This window comes from Auritidibacter ignavus (assembly GCF_003703835.1).
Classification (GTDB): domain Bacteria; phylum Actinomycetota; class Actinomycetes; order Actinomycetales; family Micrococcaceae; genus Auritidibacter; species Auritidibacter ignavus.
The window spans coordinates 25,550-52,001 of the sequence record NZ_RDQR01000020.1; the positions used below are offsets into that span (position 1 = coordinate 25,550).

A 26,452-nucleotide genomic window follows, 5' to 3' on the forward strand; every position below is an offset into this window, starting at 1 on the left:
ACCGACGATAAACCGATTTCAGCACACATCCCAATACACCCCATAACCTTCAGGAAGAGGCTACCGACGTGTCTGCGTCAGCTGAGGATATTGTCACGCCCTACGAGGACCTTTTGGCCGATGTTCTGAAGCATGGAACCGCCAAAACCGATCGCACCGGAACCGGCACCTATTCGGTGTTCGGACGTCAGATGCGGTTCGATTTGAGCTCCTCGTTCCCGTTGATCACCACTAAACGGGTCCACTTCAAGTCCGTGGTGCTCGAGCTGCTGTGGTTCCTGCGTGGTGAATCCAATGTGCGGTGGTTGCAAGAACGTGGCGTGACCATCTGGAATGAATGGGCCGATGAAAACGGCGATTTGGGGCCGGTCTACGGTGTCCAGTGGCGATCATGGCCCACTCCCAGTGGCGAGACCATTGATCAGATCAGCCAGCTGATGCAGAATCTGAAAACGTCCCCGGACTCCCGTCGGCACGTGGTGACCGCATGGAACCCGGGACAGCTCAGCGAAATGGCGCTTCCGGCCTGTCACGCACTCTTCCAGTTTTATGTCGCTCCGACGGCTGACGGTTCGACCCCAGTGCTGTCCTGCCAGCTGTACCAGCGCTCGGCCGATATGTTCTTGGGAGTCCCATTCAACATTGCGGAATACTCATTGCTGACGCTGATGATCGCCGACCAGTTGGGATACCAACCCGGTGAATTCATCTGGACTGGCGGTGACACCCACATTTACACCAATCACGTGGACCAGGTGAAAGAACAGCTCACCCGGGCGCCCTACCCGTACCCGCGGGTGCGGATCCGGCGAACACCGCAGGACTTGTTCAGCTATGAGTTCGAGGACTTTGAACTCCTCGATTACCAGCACCACCCGACCATTAAGGCTCCCGTTGCAGTCTGATCACATCTCAACCGAAACCCCATCGACACCTCAGCGCCCACGGATCGGGATGATCTGGGCCCAAACCTCCACCGGGATCATCGGCGATCAAGGGGGCATGCCCTGGGACGTTCCGGAAGATCTCAAACACTTCCAACGTGTCACCACCGGCCACCCGGTGGTGATGGGACGTCGCACCTGGGAGTCGTTCCCCGAAAAGTTCCGCCCGTTGCCGAACCGGGATAATATCGTGGTCTCCTCGTCTCTGGACCCCGACGAGGCGTCAGGTGCCAATGTGTTCACCGACCTCGACGCGGCGCTGGATGCCGCCATCGAGCGCGCCGAGAACGGAGAAGTCTGGATCATCGGCGGAGCAACTCTCTATGTGGCGTTGCTACACCGTGCAGACCTCATCCAACGTTCCCTGCTTCGCGTCAACGTTGACGGAGACACTAAAGCGCCTGAACTCGATGAAGCCTGGCACCTGACCCAGGCCGATCCCGAAAACCCCGAGCAGTGGCACCGTTCCCGGTCCGGAGTGGACTACCGGTTTGAACTCTGGGAAAGGACCACTGCTGATGGCTGAGCACGACACCTCCTCATCCACGCACTCCACGGACCCGGGGACGACAACAGATAGGGCCCAGGTGCTGACCTTTTTGGCCTTGATCGCTGCTCCCATTCTCGCCGTCGTCAGCGCCGGGATGGGACTGGTGCTGATCTTGACCGAACGAACCATCGCCGGAGTGATTTTCATTCTGATTCCCACCCAGGCATTTCTTGCCCTGGGTATTTGGGCCTATACGGCCCGAAAACGTAATTTTTCCCACAGTTCCTCGCCATCCCAGTCGGTAGAATAGATGAGCATGACCGTAGATGATGCACAACAATTCCAACATGCTGACCCCGCGCAGAACCAGACGGTAGGAATCGTCGGATGGCGTGGCATGGTGGGGTCAGTCCTGATGCAACGGATGCAAGAAGAAGGGGACTTCTCCAAACTGAATCCCGTCTTCTTCTCCACATCTTCTCCCGGTGCGCCGGCCCCGAGCTTTTCTTCCGCTGAAGACAACGGTGTCCTGCAAGACGCCTACGATATCCAGACGCTAGCAAAGCTTCCGGTCATCATCACCACGCAGGGTGGTGACTACACCAAGAAGGTCCACCCGCAGCTGCGTGAAACCGGCTGGGACGGCATCTGGATTGATGCCGCATCCACCTTGCGGATGAGCGCTGACTCGTTGATCGTGCTGGACCCCATCAACCGGCCCGCCATCGACGCCGGTTTGCGCGACGGTATCAGAGACTTTATTGGCGGTAATTGTACGGTGTCCTGCATGCTGATGGGCCTCGGTGGCCTCTTTACCGCAGGGCTCATTGAGTGGGGCACCGCGATGACCTACCAAGCAGCCTCCGGCGGCGGCGCTAAGCACATGCGCGAGTTGCTCTCCGGTTTCGGCACCCTGCACCAGTCAGTGGCCGATGAATTAGCTGATCCGTCTTCGGCCATTTTGGAGATTGACCGCAAGGTCTTGGCCTCCCAGCGCGACGGGTCCATGGATACCACCGAGTTCGAGGTACCCCTGGCCGGTTCGTTGATCCCATGGATTGACTCCGAGCTGGACGGCGGTGTCTCCCGCGAAGAGTGGAAGGGTGGCGCTGAGACCAATAAGATCTTGGGACGGACCGCCGAGTCCGAGCGCATCCCTTTTGATTCGATTTGTGTGCGGATCGGTGCGTTGCGTAGCCACTCGCAGGCCTTGACCCTAAAGCTGACCCGTGATGTTCCCCTGGATGAGATCACCGATCTGATCGAGCAAAGCAACCCGTGGTCCAAGGTCGTGCCCAACACCAAGGAAGCGACCATGCAAGAGCTGACTCCCGTCGCAGCTTCCGGGGATATGACTATCCCGGTGGGCCGGTTGCGGAAGATGCAGATGGGGCCGGAGTACCTGTCGGCCTTCACGGTCGGCGACCAGTTGCTCTGGGGCGCCGCCGAACCGGTGCGCCGGATGCTGATGATTGCCACCGGTAACCTCTAAAAACCACCAACCACAGTGGGGCTAAACCTTTTGTTGCGGGTTGGGCCCCGCTGTGGTGTCAGTAGAGCGTGGGCCAGTCCTCTAAGACCCTGTCTGGGAGCACTCTTAGAAGGTCACACCCACCAACACAGGTTCCGGACGTAGCTCAATACCCCAGTGGTCCAGCACTCCATCACGCACCGTGCGGGCAACCTCCAGCAGGTCCTCGGTGCTGGCCTCTCCCCGGTTGGTCAGCGCCAGAGTGTGCTTGGTCGACAGTGAAGCCCGCCCGTGGTCGAGGTGAAAGCCTTTGTGGAATCCCGCGTGGTCGATCAACCAGGCTGCCGAGAGTTTTACCATCCCATCACCGGCACCAAATCTCGGGGCGGCCTCGGGCAGATGAGTAGTCCGTTCGACAGGCACAATCGGGTTGGTGAAGAACGAGCCGGTGGACCAGGTATCGTGGTCGGCCGGGTCCAAGACCATCCCTTTGCCCGTGCGCAGTCGGATCACTTCCTCACGGATCCGGTGGAGTCCGGCGTGACTGCCCAGCTCGACATCAAGCGCTTTGGCCAGTTGCCCGTATCGGACCGCAGCGTTTTCTCCGGTGTGTTTCAGGTGAAAATCCACGCTGAGCACAATCCACCGTGGTGAAGCGTCGTGCTCGACTCGTGTCCCGGCCAGGGCGTCGTGCAGGCTCCGCTTGATGACCGAGTCCCGGTATCCGAAGTCCAGCTCATCGGCGGCCAGTTCCACCACGCGGTGGGTTTCTCGGTCCAAAGCCCGGATGCGTTGCAACGATTCGGAAATATCGGCCCCATAGGCACCGACGTTCTGGACCGGAGTGGCCCCAACCAACCCGGGAATCCCGGAGAGCGTTTCGACTCCGCTGAGGCCTTGTTCGACGGTATAGGCCACAAAGTCATCCCAGGTTTCTCCGGCAGCCACGCGCACAACCGTATAGTCATCGTGTTGCTGCAACGTGTCGATGCCCCGGGTGCAAATCTGCACGACGGTTCCGGGGAATCCCCGATCGGCCACCAGCAGATTGGAGCCACCGCCGAGCACCAGAAGTGGCTGATGGGCCGCATCGGCGGCGGTAACGGCCTGAATAAGCTGGTCTTCAGTCTCTGCACGGATGAGGCTCTGCGCCGGGCCGCCGACCCGAGAGGTGGTCAGCTCAGCAAGCGTGATCGGCGACGGGCTCATGCCACAGGATCCAGTTGCACGAGCACCTGTGCTTTGGTGAGCACCTTGCTGTCACCGTCGTCAGGGTTGGTGACGACCAGATCAATACGGACCACCCCAGTGTCTGCGGTGACGGCACCGACCTTGGCGGTAATGGCCAGGCGAGCTCCGGCCGGGCCGGTGGTAAACGGCTGGGTGGGGTCTGCTTCCGGGGTGGTCTCAGCAACGGGCACCATGGACGTAAAGCGGGATTGGTAGTCCAGAATACGACCGGGATCGGTGCACCAGTGGCTGACCAGATCCACCGCGGTGCCCATCGAGAGCATCCCGTGAGCGATCACGCCGGGCAGTCCAGAGGCCCGGGCGGTCTCCTCGGACCAGTGGATCGGGTTGGCATCACCGGAAATTCCAGCGTAGCGCACCAAATCGGCCCGGCGCAGTTCCACGGTGGTTTCAGAGATGATGTCTCCTGGGGACAGCTCGGAGACGACCGGCAGTGCTGGTTGTGCTTGTGGTGACGTGGTCATCGCTTAGGCCTCCTCATCTACCGCACGCACCAGCAGGCTGGAGCGCACGGTGGCTACCTGCGTGTCGGTGGCATCGGTCACCACGGTTTCGGTGGTCACCATCCGGTGTCCACCCAGTGCTTTATCCGAGGCAACCGTGGCGCGGGCGAACAACTCGTCACCGGCCACAATAGGACGGGATAGGCTGAAGCGTTCATCGGCGTGAACCACCCGGGAGAAATCGATCTCTGCCTCGGGATCCGCCAACACTGCAGCTTCGGCACGTTGAGCCAACGTCACCAAAAAAGTCGGTGGCGCCACCAGGTCCGCATAGCCAGCCTGCTGCGCCGCCTGCACCTCACGGTGGACGGGGTGGGTGTTTTTGGTGGCCAAAGCAAAGTCGCGAATCTTTTCCCTGGCGACGAGATACGGTCCTACAGCCGGGTATTCACGGCCGGTGATCGGTGAACTCACGAATCGTTCGTCCTCTCAACTTGTCAAAACAGTCCGCACGCAATGATCCCAGTCTACCCAGCACCGCGAGAAGTACTCAGTTACGGGGTACTCCCCCGCGCTGATCACGGTCGCGCTGAGCTTGGCGAAAACGAGTCCACTGCGCAAAGAGGTGAATGACAAGTCCCAACCCGATGACGCCCAGCGCAATCCAGGAGATCACCATCACCTGAGCAATAGCGCCAATAATGGCCAGGAGAATCCCCAGTCCCAGGACCGCCATCCCACTCAGAAGCGCGCGTCGGTACACCGTGGATCCGGTCTCCCACGGGTTATACCCGCCACGTGGATTGTCTGCCATAGCATCCATTATTCCGGTTCGGATGACCCTAGCCGCATATGTTGCCCACGCGACCGGCACCGACAGCGGTCCCCCCCACCTGGATCAGATCTAGGGCTCGATCACCTCATTGACGTCATCGCCAATGCCAGGCTCGCCACCGGAGCCTTGCTGGTTGCCAGGGTTGTCGGGCGAGAGTTGCTGTCCGTGCTCGTCTGGGGCTTGGCTGGGCTGTTGTTCTCCCGGAAGACCAGATTGCTGGTCCTGTTGCCCCGGCTGGTTCGGCCGGCCTGGCTGGTTCTGGTTGTTTTGGTCACCTTCCCCGGTTTGCCCGTTGTCTTCTTCCACGATTTCTTCGGCAGGCGACGGGCTGGGCTCGGCATCGCCTTCGCCACCATCGGGGCGCAAAAAGATCCACAGCAACACACCGGCCACGATCACCAGAACCACCACGATCAATCCCCACCAGATCCACGACTTTCCGCCCCGCTGCGGTTGATCAGGCTCCATGACGTCCCCGGATCGGCTCACGTGGAGTGGCTCGGAATACGCCTCAGCACCGGACTGATAGGAAGAATCCGAACGGTGTCGGCCATAGACCTCCTCATCCGATCCCGGAGGGTCGAAACGTACCGTGGGGTCCGTTGGACCGTGCTCGTCGGAGGAGAGATGATCCTGCGGGCTACCCCACGAGGAGTTATTGTTGTTGTTCCACGGATGACGGTCATTCATGTTCTGGCCCTGGCTGCTGGTTGGATGGGGAGCGTACCCGGCAAACCTTTCGCCGGTTCCGTGTCACTGGTGAAATTCAGCAATCAGTAGGAATGTTCCCGACCCTCACGAGCAGTTTCCAGCACATGTGGTGCGGTTGGTGGTTTAGCAGTCAGGCATCCGCACAGTGACAGCCAGACCGCCCCGGGAGGTTTCCTTGTACTTATCCATCATGTCGGCACCGGTGGCACGCATCGTTTCAACGGCCATGTCGAGGCTGACTCGGTGCTCGCCGGCATCATCGAAATTCGACATCCGTGCGGCGTTAATGGCCTTCACGGATGCGATCGCATTGCGTTCGATGCACGGAATCTGTACTAAACCACCCACCGGGTCGCAGGTCAGCCCCAGATTATGCTCTAGCGCTACTTCCGCGGCGTGCTCAACCTGTTGCGGTGTGCCACCGAGGACGGCGGACAGTCCGGCAGCAGCCATCGCACAGGCCGACCCGACCTCTCCCTGGCACCCGACTTCAGCCCCAGAGATGGAAGCCTGCGATTTGATGATGATCCCAATCGCTGAGGCGGTAAGCAGAAACTTCACGATGGCGTCGTCGTCAGCTTTTTCCGGGTAAAACTGCACAAAATAATGCATCACGGCGGGAATAATCCCGGCCGCTCCGTTGGTCGGGGCCGTCACCACACGTCCCCCAGAGGCGTTTTCCTCATTGACCGCCAGCGCATAGAGGTTCACCCACTCCATCGCGCTGAGGGGATCAACGTTTTCCGGCGATGCTTTCTGTTCCTCCAGAAGTTGTTGCAGGTGTGCGTAGAGCTTCGGGGCCCGCCGCATCACCAGCAACGTGCCCGGCAACATCTGTTCGGTACGGTGTAGCCCAGTATGCACGCACTCTTGCATCACGTGCCAGATCTCCAACAACCGTTCGCGCACTTCATCGGGGTTGCGCCACTCGATCTCATTCTCCCAGGCGATCTCGTCAATCGACTTGTCCTGGGACCGGCAGTGAGCCAACAGTTCTTCACCGGTGGTGTATTCATGGCGAGCGTGGCGTTCGGTCGTCAACGGAGCGTTCAGTTCGTCCTCGGTGACGACGAACCCCCCACCAATCGAATACAGCACCTGAGCGGCTAACTCCTCGCCCTGGTCATCGTAGATCGCGCACCGCATCGCGTTGGGGTGTGCTGGCAAGGATTTGTTCTGGTGCAACACCACGTCACGGTAAAAGTCGAAACCAACCCGTTGTGTACCGGCCAACAGAAGAGTCTGTTCTTCTTTGGCCTGGTTGATAATATGATCGACCTTTTCAACATCGATGGTGGCCGGATCATATCCGGCCAGTCCGAGCACCACCGCCTGGTCGGAGTGGTGACCCACACCGGTGGCACCCAGAGAACCAAACAGTTCCACGACTGCTCGGTGCGTTTTTCTCAACACCTCGGGGTCAAGATCATTAATGAACGTCGCAGCGGCCCGCATCGGTCCTACCGTATGGGAGGATGAAGGCCCCAGGCCGATGGAAAACATGTCGAGTGCACTCAGCGCCATGATTACTCCTGTATTTCGCCGATCAGGGACAGCCTGCATCGCATCGAGGTTTCACCACCCCGCGTGATGGCGAGTTACAGCTTTCGCCACGACACCGGATGGTGTCATTCCAGTCTTGCATAAACCCCTCGCACCGGTGCGATCAGAAAGTCACAATAGCCTGACCTGGGGGTGAGTCTGCTACCGGCGTCCGCGGGCCGGTGTGGCTGTGCCCGTAGCAGACCATAGTTGCCTATATCGTTGCCATATCTATCCATGCGAGCTCCTGGAACCTACCTCAGCCGTCACGCACCAGCGGTGGCCCGCTCACCACAACGCTTAACTTTGGTGGTCAAGTCAACATTCCCGCCCTGGTGACCAAACATCCTGTGTCGGCTAACCGTGCGCACTACATAAAGTCTCAACATCATGCACAACCGGAGTGTGATCTGGCATAATCTCATGCTCGTGAATGCAGTGATTATCGCCGTTGTCGTTATGCTCGTGCTGGCCGTTTGCCGTCTGCACGTCGTGATTGCACTCTTCATTGGTGCGCTCGTCGGAGGCCTCGTCGCCGGCATGGGACTGGAATCAACGATGGTTGCCTTCCAAGACGGGCTCGGAGGGGGCGCGCGCGTCGCACTCAGCTACGCCCTGTTAGGTGCTTTCGCCATGGCCGTGGCCAACTCCGGGTTACCGAAATTGCTCTCCGACGCGATCGTCAAACGCCTAGATCGCTCCAGCGAGGACAAGTCCCAACGCATCGAAGTAGCAACGCGCTATACCCTGATTGCTGGCGTGTTGCTGATGTCGGTCTTCTCCCAGAACCTGATTCCGGTCCACATCGCGTTTATTCCTCTGCTGATTCCCCCACTGTTGGGGGTGCTGAACCGACTGCACCTCGACCGGCGCGCCATCGCTTGTGTGCTGACCTTCGGCCTGGTCACAACCTATATGTATGTCCCGCTAGGGTTCGGGCAGATTTTCCTCCACGACATCTTGCTCTCCAATATCGAATTGGCAGGATTGGATACCTCCAATATCAACATCATGTCGGTCATGGCTATCCCGGCTACGGGCATGCTCGTAGGGATGTTAGTGGCGGTGTTTATTACCTACCGCAAGCCGCGTACTTATCGACAACTTAACATCACCGACACGGCCACCGAACCGACCGATAACACCCCGACCGAGCCTCAGCCCAGCACCTATAAGATCATCTGTTCTCTTGCGGCGATCCTCGCCTGCTTCGGGGTCCAGGTGATCCTGAATATTCTTGATTCCGAGGCCAACGGCTTGCTCGTTGGTGCCCTGTTGGGACTGGCCATCATTCTGGCCTCCGGAGCGGTAAAGTGGAACGAAGCCGATAACGTATTCAATCAAGGCATGCGCATGATGGCCATGATCGGTTTCACCATGATCACCGCACAGGGTTTTGCCGCGGTGATGGCGGAGTCCGGAGCCATCGAGCCACTGGTGGCCGGTACTCAGGAACTGGTGGGTGATCAGAAGGCCCTGGCCGCATTGGCCATGCTGGTGGTTGGCCTGGTCGTGACCATGGGCATCGGTTCCTCGTTCTCCACGCTACCGATCATTTCCAGCATTTACGTTCCGCTGTGTTTGGCTTTGGGATTCTCACCGGCTGCGACCGTGGCTATCGTCGGTACTTCCGGTGCCCTGGGGGACGCCGGCTCCCCCGCCTCGGACTCCACCTTAGGTCCCACCGCGGGCTTGGGCGCTGATGGCCAACACGATCACATCAAAGACTCGGTGATTCCAACGTTTCTGCACTTCAATATTCCGTTGCTGGTAGCTGGCTGGATCGCAGCCATGGTCCTCTAAGCCACCATGAACTATGCCCAGAACTCCATGGCACCGGGGCGCTCACAGATCCCAACCTACTGAAGCGTCGCCACCGCGGCCATGAACCAGATGAACATAAACAGCAGGAAGCCAACGACCAAACCGATAACAACCCAACCGATGATGGCGCCGGCTAGCGCAAGGCCACGGCCCCGTTCTCCAGTTTTCTTAATCTGGCTGAGCGAAATATGCGAGCAGATCACACCGACAACGGGAATGAGTAGCGAGAACACAAACCCAACAATAGCCATAGTGTTAAACGGCGCATAGTACATCGGTTGCCCGATGGGTGGATAGACGCTCTGGCCGTTGGCAACAGTGCTGGGCTCTTGTTGCGGATATCCCGCAGGTGGCGGGGTGCTGTACGCCCGGTAGCTGTCTCCTGGAGCATCTGTGGGCTGAGAAGAACCAGTGGCCCATCCGCCGTAGGGGTCGTTCTGCGACTCGTGATTGTCGGTCATGTGTCGTCCGTTTCTTGCCGAATGCCCGGCCCGGGCACCGTGTCTATCGTTTCTAAGTTTCTGATGCTCATAACGTAAAACCGGACCGAAAAAGAACCCTAGTGCGTTGGCCTGAGAATAGTCCGTATCATGAGCGTAGTGCGAGACCAAACTACTGGGCAGACCCTTCTGAATGGCACTTGCCGGTATCAGCCAACACTTGTTCGGTGAGCGCTTCCGAGGCGACAAAGAGCTGGGTGTCGTGATCACCGAGAGGGTCGCGCAAGTGCCCGACAAAGTCCCGGTACACTTTCTCGGCCTCTGAATCATCGCGAGTATCTGCGAGACGCTCCATCGCATCTGCATACTCATCTGTAGCCGACGGATCCGTGTAATCCAATTCCCATGCGAGCTGCTGATAGTCAGCAAGCGCGTCGCAGAAGGCTTGGTTAACGTCGCCTCCGACCGGACCGCTAGTGTCACTTCTCGCACCGTCAGTGGCATCGGCGGTCGAGTTAAACGAGTCCCCGCCGAAAGGATCTTCACCCAGCGGATCCTGGCTCAAGGGGTCCTCACTCATGGAGTTTTGTCCAAAGGGATCTGCAACTTCCGGTGGCTCTGGGGCCGTGTCCTGTGGCTCCGGGCTGGCTTCTTGCTCTGGCTCAGCACTTTCTGTTTCTTCAGCTGTAGCCTCTTCGCTCGGCTCATCATCGGACTGCCATGGCAGGTTCCCGAATGCAAAAGCCACCACCAGAGCAACAATAGCAAGAACAGTGACAACCCAGCCGATAATAATACCGGCCAGGGCAAGGCCTCCTCCTCGTTCCCCAGACTTCTTAATCTGGCCCCGGGCAACGTGACTCAAAATCGCACCCACAGGAGCAAACAAAAAAGCCAGAATAAAACCAACGATGCTCAACGTATTCATGGGTGGCTGTTGCTGGGGTGGCATACCACCACCGAAGTTGCCGTCATCTCCGCCACCGTAATAACCCCCGCCGGGGCCTGCACCCCAGCCGGTAGGGGGCACCTGACCTCCGAACTGCTCACCCGCGTTCCAGCCGGCGTTCGGGTCGCCATAGGGCGACTGGCCGGACGGTGGTTGTTGCTGATCCCCGAATTGTTCGTAAGGGTTACTGCGCGCAGAGTACCGGGGTGGAACCTGCGGGGGATTCGACGCAGGATACTGTGGCATCGGCCGCGTGACCTCGGAGGGCTCTTGCCCTTCAGAATCGGGGCCGTAGGGAGGGTAATTATTCGACATCTCCGTTTTTCCTTCGCTCTCTCCCGCTGAAATCCACCTCAAGAGGTCCTGACGATATCAAACCATGAGCCAGCGCTTCTTCGTCAAGGGGTCAAGCGCCTGCCCCTGATACGGTGTTCTCTTGTTGCGGGGTGTGCAGTGTTCAACTTCGCACGTCGGCTATGAAATGAACCATTCGACACCTTTGTTCCCACATCAGCAAAAATTTTTCCGATGAACGCGCACAAAACCCACCAACACAGTGTTCAGGGTAGGACGATCTTGGCGAAAAGAGACTCTCCAGCCAAGGCGCCGATAGAGCGCCAGGCCCGGCGGATCGCTATGCCAGCCTCCCCATCCCCCGGTTAGCCCTGTAGTAGATGCTGTGCCTTTGGCTCTGCCTGTGTGCAGATCGCGTGTACAGATCTCTCCAGCGCTTCCCGCGCATGGACTTGGTTCACATATGTTCCCAAATGAATGCACGTCAGGGCGACCTCGTTAGTACACCTGCACTATGTCACACGAGACAATGTCTTGCCCTAACTGCTCAGCAGCCTCTTCGCCGAGTTCCACGAAATCGACATCGGTGTTACCTACGAGATCGCGCAAAGCTCTGGCGTAGTCTCTGTAGAGTTCTGTCGCGCTGGGATCATTATGACCATCTGCCAAACGATCATATGAACCGGCGATCTCTTGCATCTCGCCTTGCTCAGAAGAATCTAACCCCGCCATGTTGTCCAAGACCTCGTTGACCGCATCACAATGTGGCGCATTCGGATCTTTGCTAGCCACGGCGCCGTCAGTTTCATGCGGGGGGACGACATGTGGTTTTCCCCCGAGGGGGTTCGGCCGTGACGCTTCGTGGGTCTGCGTTGGCTCAGCGGACGTGTCCGTTGAACCCTCACTAGTGTTCTCGTCAGGGTCGGCACTTGCAGTAACTTCGGTTTCCAATTCCGATATTGTCTGGGTGAACATTGAGAACAAAAAGCCACTGACAACAAAAAACACGACCAGACCTAAAACAGCGACGGCGGTTTGGGTCCATCCAATGATGATTCCAGCCAGCGCCAAGCCCTCACCACGCTCACCGGAACGTTTAATTTGGCCCCGGGCAATATGACTCAGGATCGCACCCACCGGCGCGAGCAGAAAAGCGAGAATGAAACCGACGATACTCATAGTATTCATCGGCTGTTGCGGATACGGAGGCACGCCACCACCGTAGTAACCACCTGGCGCCGTCCCGCCCCATCCACCGTCAGGTGGAATCTGGCCATAGGAGTTAGGGTCACCAGAAAACTGCGTAGGATCCTGTACTGGATATGGCGGTATCGGCCTCGGTGGGTCCGTATCACCGTTTCTCGCGGAACCGTCGCCGTAGGCAGGGTTATTATGCGACATATCGTGCCCCTTCAATCGTCACAGCCGGAATACGCCTCGGCTGTTACCAATACATCAAATCACAAGTAAGCGTTGAGAAGACAAGATCATAAAGAAAAGATGCTTCTCGGTTCTCTGAACTCAAGGTATGTACTTTGTGCCGATGAGTTAATGGTGTCTGCCCATTCTTCGTCACCGATTCAGCTCTGCCATCTGGCCTGACTGAGCCAAGGAGCCTCATTGGGACCATCACCGAGAGATGATCACGATCCGGCAAGAACATAGGTTCTTGGAGGTGTCCGGTCGGTTCCAGCTTGGTCGAGCCGGCCTGCACGTCCCATTCGTCGAATGAGCAGGCGAGCAAGTTCGACAGAAAAAACACCCCACAAAACGGTGGGGATGAACACCGACTTTTGGTACCGCCCTTGGACCTGGCAAGCACTAAGGATCGTCGATGCCTTGAACAACAACGTCGCCTATCACGGTGGTATCGCCAGCCCGACCACCATTCGACGGATTGCGCAAGAATCCGCTGAATTCCTTAGGGACTGCAGCCGCGTGCGAGCGACCATTCGTGCGAGCTCAACGAGCGTATTCATCCGCGAACATTTGGCTATTTCTCGGATCGTGGAGGGCACTGCTTCCCTGCTCGCTGATGCCGTAGCAGGTTTCGCAAATTATGAGAGTCACGTCGGCATCCACCGCTGACTCTGCCCTGTGAGATGCTTCAGCTCTCAGCTCCCGGTTCTATTGCATCGGTTAACCAACCCAAAAAACGTCCCGTGGCGACGCCCCAGAGAAGGACGGTCGCGAGCGCACAGGTAAAAATCATCACGCCCATCGGCGAGGGCATAAAGCCCATAAAAAACGCAACAACGCTCACCGTGTTCAGTCCTGACTGGTTTACCGGATTTTCGCGAACGCCACCCCGAAGGCCGGCCTGGCACCCGTCGGTTCCAACTTTCACTGCCCACCGGCTATGCCCGTGCTCACTGCTCGCGTGGCCACCAGCGACGACCCGTTTTATGCTGGAGAACACGTGAAAGAGTACCTTAGGTATGCCAACACGAAGTGCCGGTCCTCTGGTGTGTGAGTGATCCCGCACTCAGGGATGTTTCTCCTTAGTGTTTCGGCACACAGTGGACCTACCCAACGCAGGGACCATCAGTGTGAGGAGAAAGAAATCCGTGCCAGAGTAGATCGTCGACGGGCGCCTTCGTCAATGGGAAACATCCTGAGCGCAGGAGCAGTCGTGGAGGATCTCATCTACTGCATCGAGGCTTGACCTCATGTCGTGTGGGCCGTCGTTAGTGCCTCGGAGAGGTTCCGCGTGTTGACAAGGGTAGCTGCGGACAGACTCGAACTGTCGACCTCACGATTATGAGTCGTGCGCTCTCACCAACTGAGCTACGCAGCCATAGTGTGCTCTGATCAAGCAACCTATATATTTTCACATAGTTAATATCAGAGAGTCAATTTGGGGTGGCGTGATCGCGACGACGGATTCTGTAGATCATCGGTGGTAGCGACGCAGATCTGGATCAGCACGAATGACTACCATGCCAGATCGTGTTGACCACCGATTCCATTCAGACAATACCGCCGGTATACATCCGACGGTGATGGCCGGGCTCGAGCGGGCGAATTCCGGCTATGCCGGCCCCTCCGGGGATGACGATGTCACTGGGGAACTCAGTCGTTTAGCGACAAACTTATTCGGTCCTGATGCCGTGATGTTTGCCGTATTCAATGGCACCGGTGGAGATATGGTGGCTTTGCAGGCAATTTGTGGCCACTTCGGCATGGTATACGCACCTGCGAGTTCCCATATTCTCAGCACCGAGTCGACCTCGATCGAAGGGCTGGCGGGGATCCGTGTCCGCCCCTGTCCGGCCCACCCGGACGGCACCTATGATATGGGGCAGTTAGAGACGGTGCTCACCCCGTCAGTAGTTCGAGACAATATTCATGTACCACGTGCGGAAGCGGTCACACTGGCGCAAGCCCCCCGAACGCGCCGGTCTCTATTCGCCACAGCAACTGCGCCAGCTGGCCGAGTTAGCACATCGGCACGGGTTGAAGGTCCACATGGACGGCGCACGTCTTGCCCAAGCGGCTGCGAGTTTGAACTGTTCGTTAGCAGAACTGACCGTTGATGTTGGTATCGATGTCCTTACCCTGGGCGCGACCAAGCTCGGCGCGTTAGGAGCCGAGGCGGTCGTCGTGCTTCACACGAGGGACCAGGGCGACACTCTCGGTGTCGTCGAGCGGGTTCGCAAATACACCACGCAGTTAGCTTCCAAACAGCGGTTCTTATCGGCCCAGTTGTTGGCTCTGCTTGATAACGACACCTGGTTAAACAACGCTCAGCACGCTAACGATATGGCGCGCTACCTAGCCGAGTGCGCCACACACTACGACTGGGCTCGTCCGGTTCGCGAGCCCCGCGTCAGTGGAGTATTCATCGCACTACATCCCGACAAGCTAAAGCGTGGGCGCCACCGCTATCGATTACGGCAGTGGGACACGGATGCTCAAGGGTGGCCGGTGGTACGCCTGATGTGCCCCTGGCAAACTTCGCCGGAAAATATCGAGACGTTGTGGAACGACCTCACCGACTGAAGGCACCTGTTTTTGGCTCATTGACAAGTGCCGGGACCTACACAAAGACCCGCACATTGGCCTGTGCGGGTCTTTAGTCTCTGAGCCCCGACCGGGAATCGATCCCGGGACCTCCATCTTACCAAGATGGCGCTCTACCACTGAGCTATCGGGGCAACGAGGAATGAGTTTACCAATGAATTTCGCAGAAGTGAAATCGAGAGGGCAGAATCGCGACGAACATGGTGAACGTCACGATTTCCTTCAGATAGGTCGGGTCTCAGCCAGGGCTAACCGGCGTACCAGAACGTCTTCGAGCCTTTTTTGAGCATGATGGTCTGCTCGACCATCTCGCGCAAAAGAGACCAGTTCACCTCAGCATCCCACGGAATCGTGAATTGGCTCTTGGTCGACTGATAGCCGGCCTGGCTTACTCGAGCGCGGAACTGCTCCAGGATGACGAGTTCGGGTCCCACCGCGATATGAGTTTTCGCCACGCTGAAGGCGATAATAAATGTTCCGTCCAGAGTCAGCATGGGGGTGTTCCATTTGATTTCCACTGTCAAGCCAGCGTGCATGGCCTCAGTAGACCTGACGAGCGCAGCGAATTTTCCCTGATGTTCCGTGTCCGCTATCAGCTCGAGATAGTCCTGGAAGGTCACGATCGCAGCGCTCATTTCTTCGCAGCCCGCTTCTTCGCCTTGGACCAGCGTTCCTTCTTCTTTGCGGTCCGGCCCTCACGACGCGAGGTGGTCTCACGATCTCGACGACTTGGAGCCAGCCCACCACGGTCTTCCGGACGCCCCCCGGTCCAATCGCAGGTTAAGACGTCGTCCGGCCACCGTGGCATCGCGCAGGGTAGCAAGCTGTTCTTTGGAGAGCTTTTCGGGTAACTCCACCAGCGAGTGCGTGGGACGAATACTGATATCGCCGATCTCGTGGGCATCAAGGTTGGCCTCATTGGCGATAGCGCCGACGATATTGCCAGGACGCACGCGGTCTTTATGTCCCACTGCGATCCAGTAGGTGGCCTTGCCATCGGCTGGGGTAGCCACCCCACGATCGTGGTTCTTGCGGTGGCCACGTGCCGTGCGGTTTTTCTTCCCCCGATCGAGTTTCATGGGGGGTAGATCGGGTTCTTCGGCGAACAGCGGTCGGCCGTCTTGGGCCATCATCGCCAACGCTGCAGCGACGTCAACGGCAGCCACATTGTGTTCGTCGACGTAGCTGGTGACCAGCTCGCGGAACGAGGCGATATTGGAATCTTCTTCCTCACCCAGGGTGGCAGTAATCTGGTCGGCAAAACGCTGTACCCGGGAGGCGTTGACTTCTTCAAGGGATGGCAGTTGCATCTCTTCTACCCGTTGGTCGGTAGCTTTTTCGATTGCTCGCAGTTGGTGACGTTCGCGTGGGGTCATCAGGATGATGGCGTCCCCGGCCCGTCCGGCACGACCGGTGCGACCGATGCGGTGCACATAGGAAGAGGTGTCGTGCGGAATGTCGTAGTTGATCACGTGGGAGATCCGTTCCACGTCGAGCCCGCGGGCGGCCACATCAGTGGCGACCAGAATGTCGATACGACCGGCACGGAGATCTTCGACGGTCTTTTCTCGAATGTTTTGTGGAATATCGCCCGATATCGCGGCCGCGCGAAAGCCTCTGGCTTGGAGTTTTTGGGTAAGTTCCTCGGTCATGTTCCGGGTGCGTACGAAAGTGATGATCCCGTCGGTGTCCTCGGTTTCCAAGATCCGGGTCATGGCCTCGAGCTTCCACGGGAAAGACACCTGGATGTAGCGCTGCCGAATGTTCTGGGCGGTGGTTGATTCAGCTGCGATTTCCACTTGGGCCGGGTCGTTGAGGTAGTCCCCAGAGATCCGCTGAATCGCGCGTGGCATGGTGGCTGAAAACAGCGCGGTTTGTTTATTCTCGGGGGTTCCGCTCAGGATCCGGTCGACTTCTTCCGCGAATCCCATCCGCAACATCTCGTCAGCCTCGTCCAAGACGATGTAACGCACCTGAGAGAGGTCCAAGGACCCTTTTTCCAAATGGTCAATGACGCGTCCAGGAGTTCCCACGACAATGGCGGCGCCACGTCGCAGTCCTGCCAGCTGAGGGCCGTAGGCCGAGCCTCCGTAAACTGGGACGACGGTGGCTTGCGGGATTTCGGCAGCGTAGCTGGTGAAAGCTTCAGCGACCTGCAGCGCCAGCTCACGAGTGGGAGCAAGCACAAGAATGCGGGGAGCCTGGACCTCAGGGTCCCCCGCTAGAGTGTCGAGCAACCGAGCCAGGGCCGGAAGCGCGAAGGCGGCCGTTTTGCCGGTACCGGTTTGGGCTAAACCAACGACGTCGCGGCCCTGGAGCAATAGCGGGATGGTTTCGGCCTGAATTGGCGAGGGCTTCTCATATCCCAGTTTCTCTAAGGGAGCCAACAGTCGTTGGTCGCTGATCAGGTCCGAGAAGGTCACGTGGCCACGGGTCGTGGAGTTTTCGGGCACAGACATGTGCTGTGATGATTCAGTCATCGTGGGGTCCTCTATAGGGGGCAAGGAAACGAATTGGGATCGTTTTTCACACGTATTCCGGAACACCCCTGGTACGCTCCAACAGCGCACCGCGCCACAATTCTGGCACCGAGAACCTCGCTCGCCTCAGGCGCGAGAAGACAGCTAGTTCTTTGCCACAGGACATCCCGGGCTATCACAGGATATTTCGGGGGCAGACCGGACGGTCATTCCTCTAGTGTACGCCACAAGCAACCAGCGGTGACACCTGCAAATACGCCAGCATCATCAGGAATCTCGTAGCTGAGCGAAGGCCTGACGGAGGTCTTCGACGAGATCATCGGCGTCTTCAATACCCACCGACAGTCGAACCAGGTCGTCGGGAACGGCCAATTCGGTCCCGGCTACCGACGCATGGGTCATCTCTGCCGGGTAATTCATCAGTGACTCCACTCCCCCCAGGGATTCAGCCAGCTGGAACAGGCGCGTGGACTCGGCAATCTTCTTCGCGACCGGGGCACCACCGCTGAACTGGGCCGAGACCATGCCACCTCCGGCTTTCATCTGCCGGGAGGCCAGCTCGTATTGCGGGTGAGTCGACAGTCCCGGATAGTGCACCTGGGAGACCTGTGGCTGTTCGGTCAACCATTCTGCCACAGCGGTGGCATTGGCCACGTGCCGGTCCATCCGGACACCCAGGGTCTTCAGCCCGCGGGTCACTAGGTATGCGTCCATCGGACTGTTGGTGGCCCCCGCGGCAGCTTGTTGAAATTGAACTTTGTCGGCCACCTCCTGATTTTCGGTCACCACGGCGCCACCGACTGTATCGGAGTGTCCGCCCATGTACTTGGTGGTGGAGTGCACCACCACATCGGCGCCCAGTTGCAGTGGCAACTGCAAATACGGGGTGGCGAAAGTGTTATCGACCACCAACAACGCTCTGTGCCGGTGTGCTAGCTCCGCTAGCCCGGCGATATCGGCGATCTTCATCAGCGGGTTGGTCGGCGTTTCGACCCACAACAGCTTGGTCTCCCGGGCGGTCATCACCTGATCGACCTGGTCCAGGTCGGACGTATCCACCACCGTGTGAGCCAGGTGCCACTGTCCCAAGACCTTGTTAATCAGGCGGTGGGTACCGCCGTAGACGTCATTACCCATCACCAGGTGATCACCGGGAGCCGCCACTGCCATCAGCAGCGCGTTTTCGGCGGCCAATCCCGAGGTGAAGGTCATGGCGCGTCCGCTCGCAGAATTACCGGTTTCCAGGGCAGCAATCTGGTTCTGCAGGGCATCACGGGTCGGGTTGGTGCCACGACTGTAGTCATAGCCTTGCCGCAACTGGCCAATCGCTTCGGGCGCATAGGTGGTTGACAAGTACACCGGGGGCACGACCGACCCGTTATTCGGGTCAATGTCTTGGCCAGCGTGAATAGCTCGAGTGTTGAAACCGTGGGCACGTTGCTCAGTCATGATGACCTTCGTGAAATCCTTACTCGTCGTAGCTTGTGATAGCTCGTATTCGCCCGTCTTAACGGGGGCTCAAGAACATTAACAGGTCGTGGTGGGTCAAAATTCCAACCGCGAGGCCGTCTCGTGTGGCGATCACTGCCGAGGTGGTTGCCAGCGCGAGGCGGGCATCGCTCAGTGAGGACCGAGCCCCGAGTAATACCGGTTGATCCAGCTTGACAGTGCCGACCGGGTCGGCCGGAGTGAACCGTCCCTGAGCCAACCCCGCCATTAAGGTTGCAGTCGTGATCATCCCGCGCACTTCATTGACCCGAATGTCGGCGGTTGAGGCACTCACCACCGGCAGCGCGTCAATGCCGTACCGGTTCATGATGGAGATGGCCTCACCGACTGTGGTTTCGGTGCGGGCGGTGACGACCTCGGGCAGTGATCCCGGCAACCAGGAGTGTTTATCGTCCAAGAGCTCGGCCACCGTGGTCTCGTCCAGCTGTTGCTCAGCGGCGGTACTATCGGCAGTATCGGAGGCGCGGTCCTTGGGGCTGTCGGCACCCGCGGCGAGGCCGTCCCGGTAGGCTGTTCCCAGACGATCGGGAATAACGGGAGTTCGCTCGCCGGTGGAGAACCCACGAGTGCTCATCCACGTATCGGAGAAGATTTTGCCCAGATAACCACGGCCGGAATCGGGCAGGATCACCACCAACACGTCATCGGCGGAGAGCTTCTCGGCTTCCCGTAGCGCTGCCACCACGGCCATACCGGATGATCCGCCCACTAGGAGCCCTTCTTCGGCAGCCAGCCGTCGCGTCATCGCGAAGGCTTCGGCGTCGGTGATGGCATACACTGCATCGGGAAGGTCCGGGTCGTAGTTGTCCGGCCACATATCTTCGCCCACACCTTCTACGTAGTAGGGCCGGCCGGCGCCACCGGAGTATACCGACCCGTCCGGGTCAGCGACCACGATCTTGACCGGGCCACCCTGACGCTGCGCGGAGACATCCTTCAGATAACGTCCCGTACCGGTCATGGTCCCACCGGTGCCTGCCGAGACAACCAGATGGCTAATTGCCCCGGCAGTGTCTTTCCAAATTTCCGGCCCAGTGGTTTCATAGTGGGATTCGGGAGCAGCCGGGTTGAAAAATTGGTTGGGCTGATAAGCCCCGGGAATACTTTCCTCCAGGCGGTTCGCGATCCCGTAGTAAGACTCTTCCGAGTCGGGCGCGACCGCGCTCTGGGAGACCATCACATCGGCACCGTAAGCCTTCAAGACGTCGCGTTTTTCAGCTCCGACCTTATCGGGAGTGACAAAAACCGACCGATAGCCTTTTTGTTGAGCCACCAGGGCCAATCCCACACCTGTATTACCTGACGTGGGTTCCACCACGGTTCCGCCTGGGGCCAGCTTTCCCTCGCTTTCGGCTCGCTCGATCATCTTCAGCGCGATGCGGTCTTTGACCGAGCCGCCGGGGTTGAGGTATTCGAGTTTGGCCAGAATGGTTGGTTGAACGTCTTTCGCCACCGAGTTGAGCTTCACCAGCGGGGTTGAGCCAATGAGGTCGAGCACGTTCTGGGCGTAGCGCATTTGTAATGACTCATGATCAGGCTGACTGGTGTGCTGTTCGGTGGTATGGTCCGGTTCAGTCATAGCCACCACGGTACCGCGTTCGCCCCCGGGGTGTCAGCGACTTCGGAACGAAACGACATCTTTGACTCGAAACTCCACAAGAACCCCATGACAGTAACCCATCGTGTGCGTAGCTTCACGACCGAGGCAGCAATTTCCTTGGCGCATACGCTGAAAATCCTGCAACGTGGCACGGGCGATCCGACCACTCAGCTACGCAAGGACGGTTTCTGGACGGCTCTGTGCCCCAACAGTCCCACCGTGTTATGGATCCAGCCTCCGGCCAGTACCACACAGCCGACCACGGTAACCGCCCATGCGTTCGGCTCCGCGCCGGAGGTCCTCGAGCAGGTCCTCGCTGGTGTGCCACAGTTGTTAGGAGTCGACGAGTCGGCGCTACAGGGGTGGGCGGAGTTCGCGCAGGCGCTACAGGCTGATGCTTGGCGTGGACTGTTGCCGTCTGCGGTCATCCGAGCCCACCATGAGCATCCTGGACTGCGACTGCCGGCGACATCCGATCTGGTGGGCGAGCTATTTCGGGTGGTGCTGGAACAGAAAGTCACCCACGATCAGGCCCGGGCGAGCTGGCGATGGTTGGTGCGTTCTTATGGGACGCCTGCTCCGCAGGTGCCCCTGACAGGCGCACCACGGCTAATGGTTCCGCCCAGCGCATCGCGTGTATGGCAGATACCGAGTTGGTCATGGCACCGGGGTGGTGTGCAACCGCCGCTGGCACGGACGATGACTGTGGTTGCTTCCCGAGCCGACACACTCGCCACGCTGGGCCAGACAGTGAGTATCGACGAACTTGCGTCCCGGCTGACCGCCCTACCTGGTATCGGCCCCTGGACTGTCGCCGAGACGTTGCAACGGACTCATGGGGCCGCTGATCTGGTCTCGGTTGGGGACTATCATCTGGCTCACCACGTCGGCGAAGCACTCATCGGGCGCAGAGTGGATGACCACCAGATGCTGGAACTCTTAGCACCTTTCGCCGGCCACCGGCACCGTGTGGTGCGTTTAATTCACCTCTCAGGGCTGCGTTTTTCGCGTTTCGGGCCGAAGCTTACGCCCATGGATTTTCGAGGTTTTTAGGAGTCCTGGTTCTGAGTGGCCCGCACCTGGTCCATGTCCAGATCCCGAACCTTCGAAATCAGATCCTCAAGCTGTTCTGCCGGCATAGCGCCAGGCTGAGCGAAGACCAGGGTCCGGTCGCGCAAGGCCATCAGGGTTGGGATCGAGGAAATATTGGCCGCGGCAGCCAGCCCCTGTTCGGCGTCGGTGTCGACCTTACCGAATACGATATCGGGGTGGTTTTCCGAAACCTTGTCATAGATCGGGCCAAACATCTTGCACGGCCCGCACCACTCGGCCCAGAAATCGATCAACACAATGTCATTGTCGGTAACGGTCTGCTCAAACGTGGATTCAGTCAGATCAATAGTTGCCATGGTCCCAGCCTAAAGGATCGGGATATCTGATTGGCCAGGCTCAGCTCTAGGCCTGAAACCTGTGGACAACCTACTCCCACAGACCGCAATGACACCGGATACCACGCGGAAAAAACATCGTATGTGCCTGGATGGTGGCAGGTGAGGGATTCGAACCCCCGAAGGCAATGCCAGCTGATTTACAGTCAGCCCCCGTTGGCCGCTTGGGTAACCTGCCGCAGGGTCCGCGTTTCTCGCGAACGACAACCCACCCTACCGCAGATGCGAAAAAAACCCTAATCTTACTAAGCTAGAGTCACCGTGATGTTCACCATCACCGTGACAGCATGTCCCCACCATGGTTCAGAGGAGACCGTTATGGCTAAGGATGCCACCTTCGACATCGTGTCCAAAGTCGATCCGCAGGAGGTCGCGAATGCGCTGAACCAAGCGACCAAAGAGATCGCACAACGCTACGATTTCAAGGATGCGGCTGCCTCGATTGAACACAATGATCAGGTGATCACCATGCACGCTGCCTCAGAGGATCGCGTCAAGGCTGTGCTGGATGTGTTCCAGTCCAAGTTGGTCCGTCGCGGTATTTCACTGAAGTCTCTTGAGTCTTCCGAGCCCTTTGCCTCAGGTAAGGAGTACCGGATCACCGCCACCATTAAAGAGGGCATCGACCAGGCGACGGCGAAGAAGATTTCCAAGCTCATTCGCGATCAGGGACCCAAGTCTGTCAAAACACAGATCCAGGGTGATGAGTTGCGGGCGACCTCGAAATCCCGCGACGATCTTCAGGCCACCATTGCCTTGCTCAAAGACTTCGAAGATGCCGATCTGCAATTCATCAATTTCCGTTAACCGCTCAACGCTAGTGTGACTAAGCCTGAGAGACGATCACGCAAGGAGAATCATGCTGTTGCTCGTGGAACCCCATCACCCGGTACGTTATGTCGATATGACCGTCGGCCGGGCATTGGTGCGTCGGAATGTCGAAAACCGTAGCTTGGACACCCTCGAGTGGGAAACCACGGACGATTACCAACCTTCGGAGGTTCTGCCCGCCGCGCTCCGTCGCGGTATTAAGACCGGTCGCGGGCTGATTGTCGACGAGGGCTTCGTCAAGACCTTCATTTCCGCCGATGTGCTCGAGGATGCCCGCGCACAACAACGTGCTCTACAGGACGAGTTGGCCTCGGTACGCCGGACGGGCAACCAGCCTGCTTACGAACAGGCTCGCCGGCACCAGGCCGAGATCGATGAGCGCGCTGATTCCACCCGTGAGGCCACGCTGAAGGCTGCGGTGGCAGCCAAACAAGAATTTGTGGCTGAACCCATCAAAGACGAGCTACAACAGCACTGGATCGCGGTTACTCAGCGCCCGGTGGAAACCTATCCGGAGCCCAGTAACCATGACTAACGACGAGAGAGGCTGTGTTTCGGCTAGTTAGTCAACTAATCGAGCTGCCCCAAAGACCGCGCCATTCCTTCGAGACGTTGCACCCGATCTTCCATCGGCGGGTGCGTGGAGAACCAGGCTTTGGCGCTTTGACCTCCGAAGGGGTTAGCGATCATCATGTGAGCTGAGCTGACCAGCTTATTGTCTTCTTGGGGCAGTGGTGCGGCCTGGACACCGTGCTGGAGCTTGTACAGCGCCGAGGCCAGAGCGAGGGGATCTTCGGTCAGGCTGGCTCCATCCTGGTCCGCATCGTATTCGCGCGACCGGGAGATGGCCAATTGGACCAGACTGGCCGCCAAAGGCGCCAAGATCATCGTCAGGATGAGCCCGATGATTGCCAAGGGATTACCGCCGTTATCCCGACCGCCACGACCGGCCCCGACGAACAGCAACATGTGAGACACCGAGGTAATCAGTGAGGCCATGGCCGCAGCGATCGAGCTGGTGAGGATGTCGCGGTTGTAGACGTGCATCAGCTCGTGCCCTAACACTCCACGGAGTTCTCGGGCATTGAGCATGTGCAAGATCCCTTCAGTACAGCACACCGCGGCGTTCTGCGGGTTCCGTCCGGTCGCAAAAGCATTGGGAGATGAGGTCGGCGAGACATAAAGCCGGGGCATGGGCTGCTGGGCCCGTTGCGACAATTCTTCCACGATTCGATACATCTCGGGTTGGTCTTGTGGCGACACCGAGTAGGCGTGCATCGATTTCAGCGCGATCTTATCGGAATTCCAGTAAGAGATCGCGATCGAAATCAACGACATGGCACCAAAGACTCCGATCCATATCATTCTCCCGGTTGCCAGTGCAATCAGCCAGCCGATTGCCAGCAGGATCACGACCAAGACCATGAACAGCACAAAGGTTTTCAAGCGGTTGTTGTGACTATGCACCGGTGACCCCCTGTGTAGACCACGTTAACATTAATATTATGCCTAGCTTAGGCGCCCATCCTGAGTGGTAACTGATCTTCCGTGCTGGTGAGAGCAGTTATTTGTGTTGACGGGAGATCGAGACCATCTCCTCATTGGAGAAGACTTTAACCCGTTCCCGACTAATCCCTGCGGTCTGCGAGAACTCTTCTCCCAGTTTCACCTCGTGCGCATCCAGCCGGTGCCATCCTTCCCAGTCGGTGTAGCGGATTCCACGAGACTCCAACAGGTCAATAATGGCGTGTTCATCCGGTTGCTCGGCGGTATAAAGGTGCGGTTCGTCTTCGATGATGTGCCCGATGGTCTCCAGAGCATCGCCTTTAGTATGACCAATCAGCCCGACGGGACCGCGTTTAATCCATCCAGAGGTATAGAGCCCGACCACTGGCTGGTCCTTCTCATCCAGCACCCGACCCTCGCGGTGAACAATCGTGCCGGTTTTGTCGTTGAACCGCACCCCAGCCAACGGGGAACCGAAGTAGCCGATGGCCCGGTAGACGGCCTGCACCGGATAGTCGATGAACTCCCCGGTGCCCTGTACGGTGCCGTCTCCGATCAGTTCCATGCGTTGCATTCGAATTCCGGCCACATGCGTGCCGGACTCATCCGACAGAATTCTCTGCGGTGCTTGTAAGAAGTGCAGGTGCAATCGACGAGTTGCCCCGGTGTCTTCTCCGGATTCCTCACGCTCTTCTTGCTCCAACATCCAGTTGCTGAGCGTTCCCACCATGTTCTTGATCTGGTTATTGCTCTGCGCAACCTGTTCTGAGGCTTCATCGAATTCAAAGTCGTCCGGGTAGAGCACGATGTCCACATTGGGCGAGTGCGCTAATTCACGCAATTCCAAAGGCGTGAACTTCATCTGGGCCGGACCACGACGGCCGAAGATATGGATGTCTTTCGCCCGGGAGTTTTTCAGGCCCTGGTAGACGTAGTCTGGGATCTCTGTCGTCAGCATTTCATCGGCGGATTTCGCCAATACACGAGAGATATCCAGGGCCACGTTGCCGTTGCCAATCACTGCAATAGATTCTGCAGACAGATCCCACTCGTGAGGTGTATGCGGGTGGGCGTCATACCAGTTGACAAATTCCGCAGCTCCGAAAGAGCCCTCCAACTCAGCACCAGCAATGTTCAACGTTGCATCGTGTACCGCACCGGTCGAGAAGACTACCGCGTCGTAGTAGCGGTGCAGGTCGGCCAATGTGAGGTCAGTGCCATAGTCAACGTGCCCAAAGAAACGAATATCGCCACGGTCCATCACCCGGTAGAGGGCTTTAATAATGCCCTTAATACGCGGGTGATCAGGAGCCACTCCATAACGGATTAGTCCAAATGGGGCCGGATAGCGGTCGAAAATATCGATGCTGACCTCGAAATCTCGTTCTGCCTTCGTCAGCAGGTCCGCCGTGTAAATTCCAGCTGGCCCTCCGCCGATAATCGCTACGCGCAACGGTCGGTTATCACTAGCAGTCACAAGCCATCCTTCAGTTTGAGTCGTCTCACCCATCTGCCACGGGGTGTAGCCAGCTCACTATGAGAGCATGCGGTCGGCTGACTCACCGGTGAGCATTACGACGCACGCCCCGTGCCCAGCTCGGCGGGTACACCCCACGTCATGAGCTCACTCTACCGATTTCCGGACGCTACCCCGACGCTAAATCCGCCACACTGGCCCAGGGCGAACACCCCTGTGGGTGGATTCACAACGGACCGGATCAGGCCAGTGGGCCCCGTAGTGCCTCATGTCAAACTGAGCGCGAAGGGTAAGTCGTGCCTCACAGATCGTGAGCGCGAGAGGTCGCGTGGCTGCAGTGTCGTGCCTCAGCTAGTTTGAGCGCGAAAACTTGGGTTAGCTGGC

General features: G+C 58.4%; 27 protein-coding genes, 3 tRNA genes and 1 pseudogene. 11 read left to right on the plus strand and 20 right to left on the minus strand.

What is annotated here, in order from left to right; all coding sequences use genetic code 11:
- The first annotated feature begins 68 nt into the window (after positions 1-68).
- Genes DYI20_RS09695 through asd form a run of 4 tightly spaced genes read left to right on the plus strand, consistent with a single transcriptional unit; the run spans position 69 to position 2,926 of the window.
- Positions 69-905 carry a thymidylate synthase gene (locus DYI20_RS09695; RefSeq protein ID WP_166769858.1) on the plus strand — a complete coding sequence of 279 codons (837 nt, stop codon included), beginning with the start codon at positions 69-71 and terminating at the stop codon, positions 903-905.
- A 49-nt stretch (positions 906-954) separates the two neighbouring features.
- Positions 955-1,470: a dihydrofolate reductase gene (locus tag DYI20_RS09700; RefSeq protein WP_244924680.1), complete on the plus strand. Its 516-nt coding sequence runs from the start codon at positions 955-957 to the stop codon at positions 1,468-1,470.
- Entirely contained in the window at positions 1,463-1,744 is a 282-nt protein-coding gene (locus DYI20_RS09705; protein ID WP_221040954.1) for an NF038396 family protein, read from the plus strand. Before DYI20_RS09700 ends, DYI20_RS09705 begins: the two co-directional genes overlap by 8 nt.
- Before the next feature lie 6 nt (positions 1,745-1,750).
- The gene (gene asd / locus DYI20_RS09710; protein ID WP_110100770.1) at positions 1,751-2,926 is read left to right on the plus strand and encodes an aspartate-semialdehyde dehydrogenase; all 1,176 of its coding nucleotides are present in this window, start codon (positions 1,751-1,753) and stop codon (positions 2,924-2,926) included.
- Between the two features lie 105 nt (positions 2,927-3,031).
- On the opposite strand, the gene DYI20_RS09715 is transcribed toward asd, so the two are convergent.
- The 6 genes from DYI20_RS09715 to DYI20_RS09740 all read right to left on the minus strand — a co-directional run bounded on the left by DYI20_RS09715 (position 3,032) and on the right by DYI20_RS09740 (position 7,669).
- A complete protein-coding gene (locus DYI20_RS09715; protein ID WP_110100650.1) occupies positions 3,032-4,114 on the minus strand; it encodes a UDP-N-acetylmuramate dehydrogenase in 1,083 nt (360 codons plus the stop codon).
- Positions 4,111-4,620: a MaoC/PaaZ C-terminal domain-containing protein gene (locus DYI20_RS09720; protein ID WP_110100651.1), complete on the minus strand. Its 510-nt coding sequence runs from the start codon at positions 4,618-4,620 to the stop codon at positions 4,111-4,113. Before DYI20_RS09720 ends, DYI20_RS09715 begins: the two co-directional genes overlap by 4 nt.
- A 3-nt stretch (positions 4,621-4,623) precedes the next feature.
- Complete coding sequence (locus DYI20_RS09725) at positions 4,624-5,073, minus strand: FAS1-like dehydratase domain-containing protein (RefSeq protein WP_110097957.1); 450 nt, start codon at positions 5,071-5,073, stop codon at positions 4,624-4,626.
- A 76-nt stretch (positions 5,074-5,149) separates the two neighbouring features.
- Positions 5,150-5,413: a hypothetical protein gene (locus tag DYI20_RS09730; RefSeq protein ID WP_110110256.1), complete on the minus strand. Its 264-nt coding sequence runs from the start codon at positions 5,411-5,413 to the stop codon at positions 5,150-5,152.
- A gap of 90 nt (positions 5,414-5,503) precedes the next feature.
- Entirely contained in the window at positions 5,504-6,124 is a 621-nt protein-coding gene (locus tag DYI20_RS09735) for a hypothetical protein (RefSeq protein WP_110100652.1), read from the minus strand.
- A gap of 144 nt (positions 6,125-6,268) precedes the next feature.
- Positions 6,269-7,669: an L-serine ammonia-lyase gene (locus DYI20_RS09740; protein ID WP_110123125.1), complete on the minus strand. Its 1,401-nt coding sequence runs from the start codon at positions 7,667-7,669 to the stop codon at positions 6,269-6,271.
- 408 nt (positions 7,670-8,077) lie between these two features.
- Here DYI20_RS09740 and DYI20_RS09745 point away from each other — a divergent pair, with 408 nt between their 5' ends.
- Positions 8,078-9,490, plus strand: a complete 1,413-nt coding sequence (locus tag DYI20_RS09745; RefSeq protein WP_208392146.1) for a Na+/H+ antiporter family protein — start codon at positions 8,078-8,080, stop codon at positions 9,488-9,490.
- A gap of 56 nt (positions 9,491-9,546) precedes the next feature.
- On the opposite strand, the gene DYI20_RS12365 is transcribed toward DYI20_RS09745, so the two are convergent.
- From DYI20_RS12365 to DYI20_RS09760, 3 genes are all read right to left on the minus strand, one after another.
- A complete protein-coding gene (locus DYI20_RS12365) occupies positions 9,547-9,972 on the minus strand; it encodes a DUF4190 domain-containing protein (protein ID WP_166769857.1) in 426 nt (141 codons plus the stop codon).
- A gap of 151 nt (positions 9,973-10,123) precedes the next feature.
- Positions 10,124-11,215 carry a DUF4190 domain-containing protein gene (locus DYI20_RS09755; RefSeq protein ID WP_208392145.1) on the minus strand — a complete coding sequence of 364 codons (1,092 nt, stop codon included), beginning with the start codon at positions 11,213-11,215 and terminating at the stop codon, positions 10,124-10,126.
- Between the two features lie 477 nt (positions 11,216-11,692).
- On the minus strand, positions 11,693-12,373 hold the full coding sequence (locus DYI20_RS09760) for a DUF4190 domain-containing protein (RefSeq protein ID WP_208392144.1): 681 nt from the start codon (positions 12,371-12,373) through the stop codon (positions 11,693-11,695).
- A 600-nt stretch (positions 12,374-12,973) separates the two neighbouring features.
- Here DYI20_RS09760 and DYI20_RS09765 point away from each other — a divergent pair.
- On the plus strand, positions 12,974-13,282 hold the full coding sequence (locus DYI20_RS09765; RefSeq protein ID WP_110097962.1) for a hypothetical protein: 309 nt from the start codon (positions 12,974-12,976) through the stop codon (positions 13,280-13,282).
- Positions 13,283-13,301: 19 nt separating this feature from the next.
- On the opposite strand, the gene DYI20_RS12370 is transcribed toward DYI20_RS09765, so the two are convergent.
- Both DYI20_RS12370 and DYI20_RS09775 read right to left on the minus strand, forming a co-directional pair.
- On the minus strand, positions 13,302-13,457 hold the full coding sequence (locus DYI20_RS12370; protein WP_166769856.1) for a hypothetical protein: 156 nt from the start codon (positions 13,455-13,457) through the stop codon (positions 13,302-13,304).
- A gap of 460 nt (positions 13,458-13,917) precedes the next feature.
- Positions 13,918-13,991, minus strand: a tRNA-Met gene (locus DYI20_RS09775).
- A 205-nt stretch (positions 13,992-14,196) separates the two neighbouring features.
- Here DYI20_RS09775 and DYI20_RS12960 point away from each other — a divergent pair.
- Positions 14,197-14,520: pseudogene (locus tag DYI20_RS12960) on the plus strand (beta-eliminating lyase-related protein); the annotation flags it as partial.
- A gap of 22 nt (positions 14,521-14,542) precedes the next feature.
- Positions 14,543-15,196, plus strand: a complete 654-nt coding sequence (locus DYI20_RS09785) for a threonine aldolase family protein (protein WP_122549398.1) — start codon at positions 14,543-14,545, stop codon at positions 15,194-15,196.
- Between the two features lie 83 nt (positions 15,197-15,279).
- Here DYI20_RS09785 and DYI20_RS09790 read toward each other — a convergent pair.
- The 5 genes from DYI20_RS09790 to DYI20_RS09810 form a co-directional block, all read right to left on the minus strand.
- Positions 15,280-15,351: transfer RNA gene (locus tag DYI20_RS09790), tRNA-Thr, on the minus strand.
- A 114-nt stretch (positions 15,352-15,465) separates the two neighbouring features.
- Complete coding sequence (locus tag DYI20_RS09795; RefSeq protein WP_166769854.1) at positions 15,466-15,837, minus strand: iron chaperone; 372 nt, start codon at positions 15,835-15,837, stop codon at positions 15,466-15,468.
- A gap of 93 nt (positions 15,838-15,930) precedes the next feature.
- Positions 15,931-17,697: a DEAD/DEAH box helicase gene (locus tag DYI20_RS09800; RefSeq protein WP_122549400.1), complete on the minus strand. Its 1,767-nt coding sequence runs from the start codon at positions 17,695-17,697 to the stop codon at positions 15,931-15,933.
- A gap of 267 nt (positions 17,698-17,964) precedes the next feature.
- A complete protein-coding gene (locus tag DYI20_RS09805) occupies positions 17,965-19,146 on the minus strand; it encodes a cystathionine gamma-synthase (protein WP_122549401.1) in 1,182 nt (393 codons plus the stop codon).
- A gap of 58 nt (positions 19,147-19,204) precedes the next feature.
- Positions 19,205-20,722 (minus strand): pyridoxal-phosphate dependent enzyme, encoded by a 1,518-nt coding sequence (locus tag DYI20_RS09810; protein WP_122549411.1) that lies wholly within the window; start codon positions 20,720-20,722, stop codon positions 19,205-19,207.
- A 150-nt stretch (positions 20,723-20,872) separates the two neighbouring features.
- Here DYI20_RS09810 and DYI20_RS09815 point away from each other — a divergent pair, with 150 nt between their 5' ends.
- The gene (locus DYI20_RS09815; RefSeq protein WP_122549412.1) at positions 20,873-21,859 is read left to right on the plus strand and encodes a DNA-3-methyladenine glycosylase family protein; all 987 of its coding nucleotides are present in this window, start codon (positions 20,873-20,875) and stop codon (positions 21,857-21,859) included.
- Here DYI20_RS09815 and trxA read toward each other — a convergent pair.
- Positions 21,856-22,215: a thioredoxin gene (gene trxA, locus DYI20_RS09820; RefSeq protein ID WP_110097969.1), complete on the minus strand. Its 360-nt coding sequence runs from the start codon at positions 22,213-22,215 to the stop codon at positions 21,856-21,858. The genes DYI20_RS09815 and trxA overlap by 4 nt on opposite strands.
- A gap of 132 nt (positions 22,216-22,347) precedes the next feature.
- Positions 22,348-22,432 (minus strand) — tRNA-Tyr (locus DYI20_RS09825).
- A gap of 140 nt (positions 22,433-22,572) precedes the next feature.
- On the opposite strand from DYI20_RS09825, the gene DYI20_RS09830 reads away from it, so the two are divergent.
- Both DYI20_RS09830 and DYI20_RS09835 read left to right on the plus strand, forming a co-directional pair.
- Positions 22,573-23,061 carry a YajQ family cyclic di-GMP-binding protein gene (locus tag DYI20_RS09830; protein WP_122549402.1) on the plus strand — a complete coding sequence of 163 codons (489 nt, stop codon included), beginning with the start codon at positions 22,573-22,575 and terminating at the stop codon, positions 23,059-23,061.
- A 52-nt stretch (positions 23,062-23,113) separates the two neighbouring features.
- A complete protein-coding gene (locus DYI20_RS09835; RefSeq protein ID WP_110097971.1) occupies positions 23,114-23,620 on the plus strand; it encodes a hypothetical protein in 507 nt (168 codons plus the stop codon).
- A gap of 35 nt (positions 23,621-23,655) precedes the next feature.
- On the opposite strand, the gene htpX is transcribed toward DYI20_RS09835, so the two are convergent.
- Both htpX and DYI20_RS09845 read right to left on the minus strand, forming a co-directional pair.
- Positions 23,656-24,552 carry a zinc metalloprotease HtpX gene (gene htpX / locus DYI20_RS09840; protein ID WP_122549403.1) on the minus strand — a complete coding sequence of 299 codons (897 nt, stop codon included), beginning with the start codon at positions 24,550-24,552 and terminating at the stop codon, positions 23,656-23,658.
- Positions 24,553-24,649: 97 nt separating this feature from the next.
- A complete protein-coding gene (locus tag DYI20_RS09845) occupies positions 24,650-26,101 on the minus strand; it encodes an FAD-dependent oxidoreductase (RefSeq protein ID WP_122549404.1) in 1,452 nt (483 codons plus the stop codon).
- Positions 26,102-26,452: the final 351 nt, after the last annotated feature.